This is a genomic window from Crenobacter sp. CS_VA4 (genome assembly GCF_055597485.1).
On the sequence record NZ_JBVMAE010000004.1, the window covers coordinates 54,072 to 67,460 of the forward strand.

The following is a 13,389-nucleotide window of genomic DNA, read 5'->3' on the forward strand; positions in this document are numbered from 1 at the left end:
TGGCCGAAAGGGAAATCGAAAGGGTTCAGCGCCACAGCGCCAGCCGGGCCGACTCGGCAGCACTCGGTACGGCAAACTGCTCGGGGTAGCCGACGCCGGTCAGGTAGAGACCGTCCGGCATGAAGGTCGGCGGCGCCTGGGTGCGGTCACGCGCGTCGCGCAGCGCGGCGAGGTCCTCGGCGTCGAGCGAGCCCTTGCCGACGTAGACCAGCGCGCCGACCAGGTTGCGCACCATATGGTGCAGGAAGGCGTCGGCCTTCAGGTCGAAGCGAATCAGGCCGTCGGCCGCACTGATACTCAGCGTATCGAGCGCCTTCACCGGCGACTTCGCCTGGCACTCGGCGGCACGGAAGCTGGAAAAATCATGCCGGCCGACCAGGCAGCTGGCCGCCTCGCGCATTTTCGCCACATCGAGCGGCGAATGGAACCAGCCGACCTTGCCGGCGGCCAGCGCCGGGCGCACCGGATGGTTGAGCAGGAAGTAGCTGTATGAGCGGGAAAACGCCGAGAAACGCGCATGGAACTCGTCCGGCACCTCGCGCGCCCACAGCACCGACACGGCCGGCGGCAGATGGGCGTTGACGCCGCGCACCCAGGCGGTCAGCGGCCGGTTCACCTCGGTATCGAAGTGCACCACCTGCATCGCCGCGTGCACGCCGGCGTCGGTGCGTCCGGCGGCAACCGTCCCGACCGGCTGGCCGGCAATCGCCGTCAACGCCGCTTCCAGCACGTCCTGCACCGTCTTGCCGTGCGGCTGCGTCTGCCAACCCGCCAGCGCCCGGCCGTCGTACTCCAGCCCGAGCGCGATCCTCATCCCCATACTCCAAACACCCCTACCACCGTCGCGGCCGCCTATAGCAACAGCACGCTATCGCGCACGCGCCACGGATAAAACGATAACTTTACCGTATTCGGGCCCGGCTTGGCCATGTTGCCCGACAGCAGGAGCCGTCAGGCGGCGAGCGAAAAGCGCGGCGGATCGGCGAGCAGCGGTCAGCATAATCGAGCGGCAGCCACTGCACCGCCAGCGCCAGCCAGTCGGCCACCGGCACCGCGGAGGCACCGGACAGCGCTCGCTCATCGCCGCTCGGGCAAGCGCGCCCCGCGTACACCCTCTTCGGCCTCCCACTTCGCGTAGAGGGTTTCCAGCGCCTTCAGTCCATCACGGTACGGTGCCAACGAAGGCACCTGCGGCGGTTGGTTGCGGCGTTCTTCCAAACTAAGTCGGCGCGATGCCCAGGTGGGCCTGGCCTTAGAGTCGGACTCGATCTGCAGCAACGGCTCGTCAGGAGTCGCCGGGGCAGGCTCAGTCTGGAGTACGGTCTCATCTCCCGGCACCGTGCCGGCCGTGAGCGCTTGTGCCGATGCACCAGGCGGGTCGACATCGCGAGCGGGCGCGGCGGGCGTCGAGTTAACCGCCCGCGGCGCCGCTGCCGCATCGCTCCGGGCAGACACCACCGCCGACTCTTCCTTGCTGGCTTTGGGCACCGTTGCCGTGACCTGGAACAAAGGCGGTACCGACTGCAACGAATGGGCCAGTTCACCGGCCAGCTGCCAGAGTACGCTGTCGCTGCCGAACAACGTGCGCGCCACCAGCGCCTCTTCGACGAACTCGTTCTCCGCACCGCGGTTGGCCAGCACCTCGAGCAGCGTCAGCCGCAGATCCTGGCGCAGCGGCTCGGCGACCAGGCCGGCGCGCAACGCGGTCAACGCCTGCGGCACGTCACCGGCCACCAGCTGCTGCCGGGCGATGTCCAGCGGGTCGGGCTGTGGTGCTGGCTCGGCGGCCGATACGGCTGACAGGGTCGGAACGGTCTCGTGCGCAGGCCCTTCAGATTCCGACTCAATAGGCCGGTGCCGCCGTCGCCGCAGCCACCAGAACAGCCCGCCGCCCAGCAAGAGACCCGCGCCGACCAGCCGCCAGTAGGGACTACTGGGCTCTTGCGCCGGCACGGCGGGCACGGTCGCTGCGGCGCTGGCGGCCGCCGGAGCAGGCTGGGCTAGGGCCGGCTTGCCCGGAGCCGGAGCCGTTGGCGTTGGCGTTGGCGTTGGCGTTGGCGTTGGCGTTGGCGTCACCAGCGTGCGGGAAGGCGGTGGCGCTGTCACGGCAATTTCGGTGGGCGTTGCCGGTGCGGCCTGCAGCTGCCAAGCGGCCGGATAAGCCAGCGCAGCCCCGGCGCGCAGCCGGTCGATATCGCCACCGATGAAGGCGGCCGGGTTACGCTGGTACAGCCAGCGTTGCCGGGCGGCCAGCGTGCTGCCGCCCTGGGCGCGTGCGGCGATGCCGGACAAGGTCTCGCCCGACTGGACCCGGTAGCGCTTGAAGCGCGGCGCGGCGGCCGGCGCCCGAGCTGCCACACCCTGCCCGACCCGGGCCGGATCGAGCACCAGCGTATACGGCCGACGCGCGCTCACCGCACCGTTGCGAACCTCGACCTGCAGTGTCAGCACCGCCTGCGCCAGCGGCTGGCCGGAGCGGATTCGCAGCAGCGGCTTGCCGCCGGCGCTGTGGTCCAGCTGTGCCGACAGGCCTGCGACCGCCTGCGCTGTGGCGGCACCGGCGTGGCGGCCCGGACTCAGATGGACCGACAGCGCCGCCGGGTCGCGCGACGCGCGGCCGTACAGCGCGATCTCGACGTCGAGTGGCTCGCCCGGCCGGGACAGCAGCCGCGGCGTACCGAGACCCAGGTCGTTCAGGCGGGCGAGCGGATCGTGCGGCGGCGCGACCTTCTTGGTGGGCTCCTCGTGGCCGGGCGCTGCCGGTTTGACCGGCCCCTGCGCCTGCCAGTGGTCGACGGTGAACTCGCGCACCAGCCGACCGGCCGGCCAGCTCACCTCGACGGCGAAACGCAGCCGCTCCGGGTCGAGTCCGGCCGGACCACGCACTAGGATGCGGTAGCCGGCACCGTCGGGGCGGCGTTGCAACGCGAAGCTCAGCTGCTCGGCGGCCGGGGTATACGGCGACAACAGCGGGTAATGATTGCGATCGGCCAATGCCACGTAGACCGAATCGGGCAGCGCCTCATCGACCAGCGGGATTTCGGCGGCGAACGGCTCGTCGCCGCTCGACAGCAAGTGCATTGCGCCTATCCCTGCTGATGCGGCGAGCGGCGCCCCCAGCCCGACCATCAGCGCAGCAAGAGTGCGCAAGGTAAAACGGCAAGAAGACATCTAACAGGTACTCCCCCCGGTGGCGCCTTACGGCGTCCTTGTTATTTCAGAACCTGTCCTCAAAGCGTGACGAGCAGACGTCCGCGAGGGGCGGACGGAGCGAGGAACTGGAATCGACATGAAGTACATGGGGATTCCCGATCGCTGAGCGAATCAAAGATTCATACGCTGACGCCCAACCCGAGATCACGCTCGTGTCATAGCGTTGAGAACAGGTTCTCAGGTGGATGGTACCAGCCCTGCCATGGATTGCGTCGAGATGTGCTCGCCAAGCCGCAACAACAGGGCCTGCGCCTCGTCGTGCAGCGGCCCGGTCGCGTCGATCAGCAGCCCCTGCAACAGCTCGCGAGCACTCTGCCGATCCCCCATATCGGCATAAACCCGCGCCAACTCCAGTTGATCCGATAAACGATTTTCGCTGACGGTGACACCGGCCGGCACCGCGAACGGCACCGCATCGGGCAAGTCGGCGTAGAGGCTCTCCAGGTCCTCGGTGTCGGCCGATCCCGCCGCTGTCGTCGTCCCGGTGGACGCGTCGAGCGGTAGCAGTTCAAGCGAATACATTGGCGGCGAGGAGTCCGTTACGATCGGCGTCACCGGGCCGAGTTGAGCGCTGGCCTCGCCGCTCAGCAGCGCATCGAGATCGAAATCGAGCAGCTTGTCCGGCATGCCTTGTGCATCGGCCGGGCGCGGCGCCACCGGCTCGTCGAATAGCGCCGCGAATGGCGACACCTCGTCCCCCGCCGGCTCGGCCGGCGCCACCGCCATAGTCGTGGCGGCAAGATCCGCAAGCTCCCAGTCCAGGTCGATGTCGCTATCCGGCACCCATGGGGCAGCGAGTGGCACCGCTTCGAGCGGCCGGTAGAGCGGATTGTCCGGCTCCAGCGTCGCGCCGAGTGCCGCTGCACGTCCCCACAACTGGCCACGGCCGTCGAAGGCGACGTGGAGTTCGCGCGCCAGCGGGGTAAACGACGCCACATCGCGGCGCGCCGCGTAGAGTTCGAGCAGGCACAGGCGCAGTTCGTGTCGCGCCGGCTCGTGCTGCAACGCCTCGCGCAGCACCTCTTCGGCGCGCGCCTCGCGGCCGACGGCGATGCACCGCTCAGCTTCGGCCAAGGGGTCGGCCGGGGCCGCCGACTCGGTCACCGCAAAGTCATTGCACGGCGCGGGCGAGCGCGCCGGTGCCGCCGAGCCTGGTGTTTCGACCGGCTCGCGTCGCGGCGCACGGCGCCTCGTCCATGCCCAATGGCGGCGCACCCCAGCCCGCGCCGGCCCCAGCGCGCCGCGCCGCTGCCGCCAGCGCAAGCCGAGCAGCAAGACCAGCAGCGCGGCCAGCGCGCCGAGCAGCCACGGCGACCCGTAGGGCGGCGGATCGGTCGGTACGGCGGTAGAAACCGGCTTGGGTACAGGGGGGGCTGATGGGCTGGCCGGCCGCTCGAGTTGCGGCGCCAAGGCAGCGACCGGCGGCTGGGCGGCCGCTGGTGCGGCGTCCTTGTTGGCCTGTGGCTCGACCGACGGCGAGGAGCTGGCGCCGGGGTGCGGTTCTGCGCTCGGAGCACTGGCGCCGTACGGCGGGGCCGCGACGATCGTTGCCGGCGGCTTGGCGATCATCGCGGAGGGTGCGACAGGCATGGCGGCCAAACGATGGGGCGCTGGTTTTGGGACGGGCCGGACGGCCGAATGTTCGGATGGTGGTGCAGGCGGCAACGGCGGCGCCTCGGCGCGGCTGACGCTACCCCGGTAGCCGGGCGGATCGAGCAGCAGACTGTAGTCGCGCACGCTGCGACCGCCCTGCCCGTCCGCCTCGACCACCAGCCGCAGCGCCGGCTCGTCGACCGGCGCGTTCGAGCTGATGCGCAGCACCGGCCGGCCGGCGGCATTTGCCGCCACGGCAAACTGCAGGCTGCTCAGCAGCGGATCGTAGTCGATCTGCAGCGAGCGGAAAGTGTCCGGACTAGCGAGGCCGGCGCGGCTGACCGGCGCGCCGGTCAGCTCGATTTCGGCGCGCAGCGGCTCGCCGAGCGCCGACTGCACGCTAAGCCGCCCCAGCCCAGCCCTGGCGGGCTCGGCCGCCAGCATGGCAAACAGAAACAGCGCCGCGGCGCGGCGTAGCCGCCACGCCTTGCCGTCGTGGTGTGTTGTCATGACGTAAACGCCGCTCCCGATATAATGCTGACAGCATCATGGTAAAGAGCGGCGGCGATTTACACCAGCCTGGTACGCCGGGCGAGCAGCCGTTACTGGAAATGACCGCGCTGCATCAGCCACTCGGCGATCATCAGGCACGGCAGCGCGGCGCCGGCGCGGACGTTGTCGGCGGTGACCCAGAAACTCAGGCTGCCGTTGGCGTTGCGGCGCACCCGGCTGACGCAGACGGTGCTGCTGCCCGCCACTTCCATCGGCGTCGCGTAGCCGGCCGGCTCGGTGGGATCGTCGACCAGCATCAGGCCGGCCTTCAGGAAGCGCTGGCGCGCCTCGTCGACGCTCAGCTCGTCGGCGGTGGCGATCGTCACCGCCCAGGCGTGGCCGAAGAACATCGGCACGCGCACACAGCTCGCCTCGACGGCAAGCTCGGGTTGGCCGAACAGTATCTTCAATTCCTCGACCACCGAGCGCTCCTCCTCGGCCAGGCCGTCCTCGCCGACCGCGCCGATCTGCGGCAGCAGGTTGAAGGCGATCCGCTTGGCGTAGACGTTACTCTCGTACTCGCGTTGGCCGAACAGCGCGGTGGTCTGGCTCGCCAGCTCTTCCAGCGCCGGCTGGCCGCTGCCCGATACCGACTGATAGGTCGACACGGTGACACGCTCGAGCCCCAGTTCGGCGAACGGCGCCATCGCCCAGGCGAGCGGGCTGACGGTACAGTTGGGGACGGCCACCAGGCCGGCAGCCTCGAGGCCGTCGAGCGCGGCGGCGTTGGCCGGCGGGAACACCAGCGGCACGTCGTCGGCGTGGCGGAACGCGCTGGAGAAGTCGACCACGGTCGCCCCGGCGGCGCGCGCCTGCGGCGCCCATTCGCGCGCTACCTCGCTGCCGGCGACGAAGAACGCCAAGCCGACGTTGCTAAAATCGAACTCGTCGAGGCCGTGCACCTCGATATCGAGATGGCCGAAGCCGACGGTGTTGCCGGCCTGATCGCCGACGTCGACCGCAAACACATGCGCCGACGGGAAATTGCGTTCGGCCAACAGGTCGAGCAAGGCCTGGCCGACCAGGCCTTGGGCGCCGACTACGGCGATTTGCAGAGAGTGGGACATGAGCGTTCCTGTCATCGATAAACGATCAAGGCCGCGCGGGCAGCCCTTGAATCCTAGTCTGAAATGGCAAACGGGCGACCCGAAGGCCGCCCGTCTTACGGGATGAGGCTATTTTACCCGCTTAACGCTCGATCAGGATGCGTAGCATGCGACGCAGCGGTTCGGCCGCACCCCACAACAGCTGGTCACCGACGGTGAACGCCGACAGATAGTCGCCACCCATCGCCAGCTTGCGCAGACGGCCGACCGGGGTCACCAGCGTGCCGGTGACGGCGGCCGGGCTCAGGTCGCACATGCTGTCCTCGCGGGTGTTCGGCACCACCTTGGCCCACGGGTTGGCCGAAGCGAGCATCGCTTCGATCTCGTCGAGCGGCACGTCTTTCTTCAGCTTGATGGTCAGCGCCTGGCTGTGACAGCGCATCGCGCCGACGCGTACACACAGGCCGTCGATCGGCACCGGGCTGTTCGAGCGGCCGAGGATCTTGTTGGTCTCGACGCCGCCCTTCCATTCTTCCTTCGACTGACCGTTGCCCAGGTCCTTGTCGATCCACGGGATCAGGCTGCCGGCCAGCGGCACGCCGAAATGCTGACTCGGGAAGTCGTCGGAGCGGATGAACTCGGCGACCTTGCGGTCGATGTCGAGGATCGCCGACGCCGGGTCGGCCAGCTTGTCGGCCACCTGGGCGTGGATCGCGCCCATGCCGCTGATCAGCTCGCGCATGTTCTGCGCACCGGCGCCCGAGGCCGCCTGGTAGGTCATCGAGGTCGCCCATTCGACCAGGTCGTTCTGGAACAGACCGCCCAGCGCCATCAGCATCAGGCTGACGGTGCAGTTGCCGCCGACGTAGTTCTTCACGCCCTTGCTGAGACCGTCCTGGATCACGTTCAGGTTGACCGGGTCGAGGATGATGATCGCGTCGTCATCCATGCGCAGCGTCGACGCGGCGTCGATCCAGTAGCCTTGCCAACCGGCGGCGCGCAGCTTCGGGAACACCTCGCCGGTGTAGTCGCCGCCCTGGCAGGTGATGATCACGTCCATCGCCTTCAGTTCGTCGATGCTCTTCGCGTCCTTCAGCGGCGGCACGTCACGACCGATCGCCGGGCCCTTGCCGCCGACGTTCGAGGTGGTGAAGAACACCGGCTCGGACACGTGGGCGAAATCGTTCTCTTCCAGCATGCGCTGCATCAGCACCGAACCGACCATGCCGCGCCAGCCTACAAAACCTACTCTCACGATACTTCTCCTGATGAATACAGCTATTGACCTATTTGATCCAATTCTCGGGAAAACCGTGGCGATAGTCGAGCCATCGCGTGCACGTCTTTCCATTGTCCGTTGCGGAAGGTATAGCGCCGCAGCGTTCCTTCCCGCTCGAAACCCAGCGAACGATACAGATGGATCGCCGCCGCGTTGTCTGTGTTCACCGTTAATTCTAGCCGGCCGATGTTCGCCCAATTGTCGGCGTAATCGATCAATTCGGCCAGCAGCCGCCGACCGATGCCGCGTCCCTGCGCGCCCGGTGCGACGGTGATTCCGACGCTGCGCACATGCTGGCGGGCCACGGCCGGCGAATCACGGTGCAGGCCGGCGCAGCCGACCACCACGCCGCCCTGTTCGGCGACCAGCATCAGCCTGCCCTCCGGCTGATTGCTCAGCCGCCGCTGCCACAGGGCCAGATTGGCATACGGCATCTGCATGGTACCGCCGGTGGTGGCGACATCGTCGAACATCGCCGCCAGCGCCTCGGCATCGTCGGGCGAGGCGCGACGCAATTGCACCTCACCCTGCAACACCAGCGGTGCCGCCGGCTCAGCCGGTGTTGTTGCCGGCGCCTCAGGCCATTGCCAGGCCGGGTTGAAACGGGCCATCGACAGCGAGTTGGGCCAGCCACCGGCGCGGAACGCGTCTCCGTGCATCTGCTTCTCGACCTCGAAGCCGAATCGCCGATACAAGGCCAGCGCCGCCTCGTTGTCGGAAAAAGCGGTCAGCTCCAGCCGCCCCACGTTCAGCCAGCGGTCGCAGTAGTCGATCAGCGCCGCCAGCAAGGCCGCGCCGATGCCCTGCCCCTGGTAATGATCCACCAATCCCAGCGCCAGGCTGCGTACATGCCGACGAGCGGGCGACGCCTCCTCGGGAAACAGCACCGCATGCCCGACCGCGAGGCCGTCGACCTCGGCGACCAGCGCCAAGTCGATCGGCTCGCAGCTGCCCGGCCAGCCGGCCCAACGCTCCGACTCGGGATACGGCATCAGCAGCGTGCCGGCCCGCGCCCTCGGCTGCGAGGCCATCTCGGCCAGATGCTGGGCGTCCTCGGGACGAGCGCGCCGGATCTTCAGTGACGGGGGCAAGGGCATGTTCGGCCAACTTATAGTGCGGCGACGACGGCGTCGCCCATGCCCGAGCAGCTGACCTTCTCGCAGCCCTCCTCGAAGATGTCGCCGGTGCGGTAGCCCTGCTTCAGCACCGCCTTCACCGCGTTCTCGACGCGCTGCGCCGCCTCTTCCAGGCCGAAGGTGTAACGCAGCATCATCGCGGCGGACAGGATGGTCGCCAGTGGGTTGGCCAGGTTCTTGCCGGCGATGTCCGGCGCCGAGCCGTGCGACGGCTCGTATAGGCCCTTGTTGTTGGCGTCGAGCGACGCCGACGGCAGCATGCCGATCGAACCGGTCAGCATCGAGGCTTCGTCCGACAGGATGTCGCCGAAGATGTTGCCGGTCACCATCACGTCGAACTGCTTCGGATTGCGCACCAGCTGCATCGCGGCGTTGTCGACGTACATGTGCGACAGCGCCACGTCCGGGTACTCGCGCGCCACGTCGATGAAAATTTCCTTCCAGAACTCGGTGGTCTCCAGCACGTTGGCCTTGTCGACCGAACACAGCTTCTTCTGGCGCTTCTGCGCGATGCCGAACGCGACATGAGCGATGCGGCGGATCTCGCTCTCGCTGTACAGCATGGTGTTGAAGCCTTCGCGCTCGCCGGCCTCATTGGTCCGGATACCGCGCGGTTGGCCGAAGTAGATGTCGCCGGTCAGTTCGCGCACGATCATGATGTCGAGGCCCGACACCACTTCCGGCTTCAGGGTCGACGCGTTGGCCAGTTCCGGGTACAGGATCGCCGGGCGCAGGTTGGCGAACAGGTTCAGGTCCTTGCGGATCGCCAACAGGCCGCGCTCCGGGCGCAGCGGACGGTCGAGGTTGTCGTAAGCCGGGCCGCCGACCGCACCGAGCAGGATCGCGTCGGCTTCGCGCGCCAGCTTCTGCGTCACTTCCGGATACGGTTGGCCGTAGGCGTCGTAGCCGGCGCCGCCGATCGGCGCCTCTTCCAGCTCGATCTTCAGGCCGTCCGACTTCAACACGTCGAGCACGCGACGCGCCTGGGCGATGATTTCCGGACCGATGCCGTCACCCGGCAGGACTGCAATTTTCATGATGATTCTCTCTTTGTCTTTATATTGTGGGACGTGCCGCGACGGGTCAGCGTTTCCACCAGCACCTTCTCACAACACTTGAATACGATGTAGGCGACCATCGCGCCACAGCCGGACAGCAGCAACTCGAACAACTGGCGCAGCGCCCCGTCCATCGCCGCCTGCCAACCGACGTCGACCCACAGGTCGAAGTTCAGCTTCAGCAGCAGCACCAGCTTGACCGACGCGCCGCCGAACAGCAGGAAGCTTACGCCCATCAAGCAGAACGCCCAGAGCGGGTGGCGATACAGCCAGGTCATCAGGCCCTGCTTCATCGCCCCTCCTGCCCTGGGCTAGTGGTGACTCAATCGACGATGAACAGCGTCGCGCCGGTCGGCGTCGAGGAGCGATGCGCCTCGCCGTCGTGCTGCACCTGGTAGTTCATCCCGGCACTCAGCACGAAACGCCGGCCGTCTTCCAGCTCGCTGTGCAGTTCGCCGGCCAGCACCAGCAGCACATGGCCGCGCCGGCACCAGTGGTCGGCGAGATAGCCCGGCGAATAGGTGACGCGGCGCAGCCGCACCGTGCCGACGTCGAGCGTCTGCCAGTACGCCATACCGGTCTCGCCGGCATGCTCGGCGACCGGCACCGTCGCCCAGTCGGTCACCCCGAACGGGATATCGGCCAGGTTAAGCCGTGAGCTGCCGGCCATCTCAGGCAAACAACCACGGCTGCGCGGCGCGGCGCTTCGCTTCGAAGTCCTTGATCTCGTCGGCGTGCGCCAAGGTCAGGCCGATTTCATCGAGGCCGTTGAGCAGGCAGTGCTTGCGGTGCGCGGTGATGTCGAAGCCGAACGACTGGCCCGACGTGGTGGTCACCGTCTGCGCGGCCAGGTCGATGGTCAGCTGGTAGCCTTCGCTCGCCTCGGCCTCGCTAAACAGCTGGTCGACCGCATCGGCCGGCAGCACGATCGGCAGCAGGCCGTTCTTGTAGCAGTTGTTGAAGAAGATGTCGGCGAAGCTCGGCGCGATCACCGCGCGGAAGCCGTAGTCTTCCAGCGCCCACGGCGCGTGCTCGCGGCTCGAGCCACAGCCGAAGTTTTCGCGCGCCAGCAGCACTTCGGCGCCCTTGTAGCGCGGGAAGTTCAGCACGAAGTCCGGGTTGAGCGGGCGGGTGCTGTTGTCCATGCCCGGCTCGCCGTGGTCGAGGTAGCGCCATTCGTCGAACAGGTTCGGACCGAAGCCCGAGCGCTTGATCGACTTGAGGAACTGCTTCGGGATGATCGCGTCGGTGTCGACGTTGGCGCGATCGAGCGGGCACACAAGCCCGTTCAGCGTGGTAAATGCTCTCATGATTCCTGTAGGGCCAAGCCCCCCAAAAACGTTAATGGCTTTGCGAAGTCTGCGTGCCGTCTACCACCGGGGCCGGCGAACTTGGACGCACCGCATCGTCGATCTTGTTGCCGACGCGCTTCGCGGTATCCGATACCGCTTCGCCGCCTCGCTGCACCGCGCGGCCGACCGCCTCGCCACTGCGATGCAGCGCTTGGCCGACGGCTTCGCCGCCCTGGTGAACATCCTGGCCCAGCCCCTGCATGGTATGGCAGGCACCCAGCAGCAAGACGCAGGCCAGCGGCAGCACGCCGCGCAAAACGCGCCTAGAACTGGCGAACATCGACGAAATGACCGGCAATCGCCGCCGCCGCGGCCATCGCCGGGCTGACCAGGTGGGTACGACCGCCCTGGCCCTGACGGCCTTCGAAGTTGCGGTTAGACGTGGACGCGCAGCGCTCGCCCGGCAGCAGCCGGTCGGCGTTCATCGCCAGGCACATCGAGCAGCCCGGCTCACGCCATTCGAAGCCGGCGGCGACGAATATCTTGTCGAGGCCTTCGCGCTCGGCTTCTTCCTTGACCAGGCCCGAGCCCGGCACCACCAGCACCTGTTTGACGCTGGCGGCCTTCTGGTGGCCGCGCGCCACCGCGGCGGCTTCGCGCAGGTCTTCGATGCGGGAGTTGGTACAGGAACCGATGAACACGATGTCGACCGGGATCTCGCTGATCGGGGTATTGGCCGCCAGACCCATATAGGCGAGCGCGCGCTTCATGCCTTCGCGCTTGACCGGGTCGGCTTCCGTCTCCGGGTCCGGCACGCGATCGCCGATGCTGACCACCATTTCCGGCGAGGTGCCCCAGGTCACTTGCGGCTGGATCGCGCTGCCGTCGAGCTCGACCACCTTGTCGAAGGCGGCGCCGTCGTCCGAGTGCAAGGTACCCCAGTAGGCGACCGCGGCGCCCCACTGTTCGGCCTTCGGCGCGAACGGGCGGCCTTTCACGTAATCGACAGTCTTGTCGTCGACCGCGACCAGACCCGAGCGGGCACCGGCTTCGATCGCCATATTGCACAGCGTCATCCGGCCTTCCATCGACAGGCCGCGGATCACCTCGCCGCCGAACTCGATCGCGTAGCCGGTACCGCCGGCGGTGCCGATCTTGCCGATGATCGCCAGCGCGACGTCCTTGGCGGTGATGCCTTCGGCCAACTTGCCGTCGACACGCACCAGCATGTTCTTGGATTTCTTCGCGACCAGGCACTGGGTGGCCATCACGTGTTCGACCTCGGAGGTGCCGATGCCGTGCGCCAGCGCACCGAATGCGCCGTGGGTCGAGGTATGCGAGTCGCCGCACACCACGGTCATGCCCGGCAGCGTGGCGCCCTGTTCCGGGCCCATCACGTGGACGATGCCCTGGCCATGGTCCTTGAACGGGAAGTAGGCCAGCGCACCGAAGGCCTTGATGTTCGCGTCGAGCGTTTCCACCTGCTGGCGCGAAATCGGGTCCTTGATGCCCTCGTCCCAGTGGTCGGTCGGGGTGTTGTGGTCGGCGGTGGACACGATCGAGTCCTTGCGCCACAGCGGCCGGTTCGCCAGTTTCAGGCCCTCGAAGGCCTGCGGGCTGGTCACTTCGTGCACCAGGTGCCGGTCGATGTAGAGCAGGACGGTACCGTCGTCCTCCTCGCGTACGACGTGGCTCGACCAGAGCTTGTCGTAGAGGGTTTGCGCAGTCATAGGTCTCTTCGTCTTATCGATGGATTGCAAACTTCTTTCAAAACTCATTCTGTCATAGCGTTTTAACAGTCGGCAAGCGCGGTTTGCTGCGCCGCGCAAGGCGTTTTCAGCTGCCGGATCAAACGCTTGCTCCTACTTCAAATCTATCAGGATTTGAGCGGCTAGCAGGTGGCAATCACGGCTGGGGCCGATGCGCCGCGGTTTCACGCCAGGCAGAACGATAGCCCGCTACCACAGCCTCCCCGAGCAAAGCCGGCACTCGTGCCGCATCGGTCAAGGTTGGCAGTGGGTTCACTGTAGGATGGCCTTAGTACTGGAACAAGTGTGACCGCTATCCTAGTATCACGCACTACCAGCCAGACAGGACCACGCTCGCGACTGAAGAGGCTAATAACGGGAATTCGAAGGCGCCGAGCGGCACCGCAAAGAGAAATAAAGATAAAGGAAAGGTGCCAGCTCGGCAGCGGCAGGCTTGGCGGCTTGGTCGACA

The 13,389-nt window shown here is 67.2% G+C and carries 12 protein-coding genes; all 12 read right to left on the reverse strand.

Features of this window, described 5'->3' with window-relative positions; all coding sequences use genetic code 11:
• Positions 1 to 25: 25 nt before the first annotated feature.
• The 12 genes from truA to leuC all read right to left on the reverse strand — a co-directional run bounded on the left by truA (position 26) and on the right by leuC (position 12,899).
• Positions 26 to 814, reverse strand: coding sequence for a tRNA pseudouridine(38-40) synthase TruA (truA, locus tag ACZ2IA_RS04960; protein WP_470291463.1), 789 nt, complete (start codon positions 812 to 814; stop codon positions 26 to 28).
• A 263-nt stretch (positions 815 to 1,077) separates the two neighbouring features.
• The gene (locus ACZ2IA_RS04965; RefSeq protein ID WP_470291464.1) at positions 1,078 to 3,081 is read right to left on the reverse strand and encodes a type IV pilus assembly protein FimV; all 2,004 of its coding nucleotides are present in this window, start codon (positions 3,079 to 3,081) and stop codon (positions 1,078 to 1,080) included.
• 309 nt (positions 3,082 to 3,390) lie between these two features.
• On the reverse strand, positions 3,391 to 5,316 hold the full coding sequence (locus ACZ2IA_RS04970; RefSeq protein WP_470291465.1) for a motility hub landmark protein FimV: 1,926 nt from the start codon (positions 5,314 to 5,316) through the stop codon (positions 3,391 to 3,393).
• A 92-nt stretch (positions 5,317 to 5,408) separates the two neighbouring features.
• Positions 5,409 to 6,425: an aspartate-semialdehyde dehydrogenase gene (locus tag ACZ2IA_RS04975; protein ID WP_470291466.1), complete on the reverse strand. Its 1,017-nt coding sequence runs from the start codon at positions 6,423 to 6,425 to the stop codon at positions 5,409 to 5,411.
• Between the two features lie 121 nt (positions 6,426 to 6,546).
• The gene (gene asd / locus ACZ2IA_RS04980) at positions 6,547 to 7,659 is read right to left on the reverse strand and encodes an aspartate-semialdehyde dehydrogenase (protein WP_470291467.1); all 1,113 of its coding nucleotides are present in this window, start codon (positions 7,657 to 7,659) and stop codon (positions 6,547 to 6,549) included.
• Positions 7,660 to 7,682: 23 nt separating this feature from the next.
• A complete protein-coding gene (locus ACZ2IA_RS04985; protein ID WP_470291468.1) occupies positions 7,683 to 8,780 on the reverse strand; it encodes a GNAT family N-acetyltransferase in 1,098 nt (365 codons plus the stop codon).
• An 11-nt stretch (positions 8,781 to 8,791) separates the two neighbouring features.
• Complete coding sequence (leuB, locus tag ACZ2IA_RS04990; protein ID WP_470291469.1) at positions 8,792 to 9,856, reverse strand: 3-isopropylmalate dehydrogenase; 1,065 nt, start codon at positions 9,854 to 9,856, stop codon at positions 8,792 to 8,794.
• Complete coding sequence (locus tag ACZ2IA_RS04995) at positions 9,853 to 10,170, reverse strand: hypothetical protein (RefSeq protein ID WP_470291470.1); 318 nt, start codon at positions 10,168 to 10,170, stop codon at positions 9,853 to 9,855. Before ACZ2IA_RS04995 ends, leuB begins: the two co-directional genes overlap by 4 nt.
• A gap of 29 nt (positions 10,171 to 10,199) precedes the next feature.
• Positions 10,200 to 10,547, reverse strand: a complete 348-nt coding sequence (locus tag ACZ2IA_RS05000; RefSeq protein ID WP_470291471.1) for a DHCW motif cupin fold protein — start codon at positions 10,545 to 10,547, stop codon at positions 10,200 to 10,202.
• A 1-nt stretch (position 10,548) separates the two neighbouring features.
• Positions 10,549 to 11,187, reverse strand: a complete 639-nt coding sequence (gene leuD, locus ACZ2IA_RS05005) for a 3-isopropylmalate dehydratase small subunit (protein ID WP_470291472.1) — start codon at positions 11,185 to 11,187, stop codon at positions 10,549 to 10,551.
• A gap of 31 nt (positions 11,188 to 11,218) precedes the next feature.
• Positions 11,219 to 11,509 (reverse strand): entericidin, encoded by a 291-nt coding sequence (locus ACZ2IA_RS05010; protein WP_470291473.1) that lies wholly within the window; start codon positions 11,507 to 11,509, stop codon positions 11,219 to 11,221.
• Positions 11,493 to 12,899: a 3-isopropylmalate dehydratase large subunit gene (gene leuC / locus ACZ2IA_RS05015; protein WP_470291474.1), complete on the reverse strand. Its 1,407-nt coding sequence runs from the start codon at positions 12,897 to 12,899 to the stop codon at positions 11,493 to 11,495. Before leuC ends, ACZ2IA_RS05010 begins: the two co-directional genes overlap by 17 nt.
• Positions 12,900 to 13,389: the final 490 nt, after the last annotated feature.

Coding starts and splice junctions, on each gene's coding strand:
- truA (WP_470291463.1), bottom strand. CDS start 814: ATGAGGATCGCGCTCGGGCTGGAGTACGACGGCCGGGCGCTGGCGGGT.
- ACZ2IA_RS04965 (WP_470291464.1), bottom strand. CDS start 3,081: ATGCACTTGCTGTCGAGCGGCGACGAGCCGTTCGCCGCCGAAATCCCG.
- ACZ2IA_RS04970 (WP_470291465.1), bottom strand. CDS start 5,316: ATGACAACACACCACGACGGCAAGGCGTGGCGGCTACGCCGCGCCGCG.
- ACZ2IA_RS04975 (WP_470291466.1), bottom strand. CDS start 6,425: ATGTCCCACTCTCTGCAAATCGCCGTAGTCGGCGCCCAAGGCCTGGTC.
- ACZ2IA_RS04985 (WP_470291468.1), bottom strand. CDS start 8,780: ATGCCCTTGCCCCCGTCACTGAAGATCCGGCGCGCTCGTCCCGAGGAC.
- leuB (WP_470291469.1), bottom strand. CDS start 9,856: ATGAAAATTGCAGTCCTGCCGGGTGACGGCATCGGTCCGGAAATCATC.
- ACZ2IA_RS04995 (WP_470291470.1), bottom strand. CDS start 10,170: ATGAAGCAGGGCCTGATGACCTGGCTGTATCGCCACCCGCTCTGGGCG.
- ACZ2IA_RS05000 (WP_470291471.1), bottom strand. CDS start 10,547: ATGGCCGGCAGCTCACGGCTTAACCTGGCCGATATCCCGTTCGGGGTG.
- leuD (WP_470291472.1), bottom strand. CDS start 11,187: ATGAGAGCATTTACCACGCTGAACGGGCTTGTGTGCCCGCTCGATCGC.
- ACZ2IA_RS05010 (WP_470291473.1), bottom strand. CDS start 11,509: ATGTTCGCCAGTTCTAGGCGCGTTTTGCGCGGCGTGCTGCCGCTGGCC.
- leuC (WP_470291474.1), bottom strand. CDS start 12,899: ATGACTGCGCAAACCCTCTACGACAAGCTCTGGTCGAGCCACGTCGTA.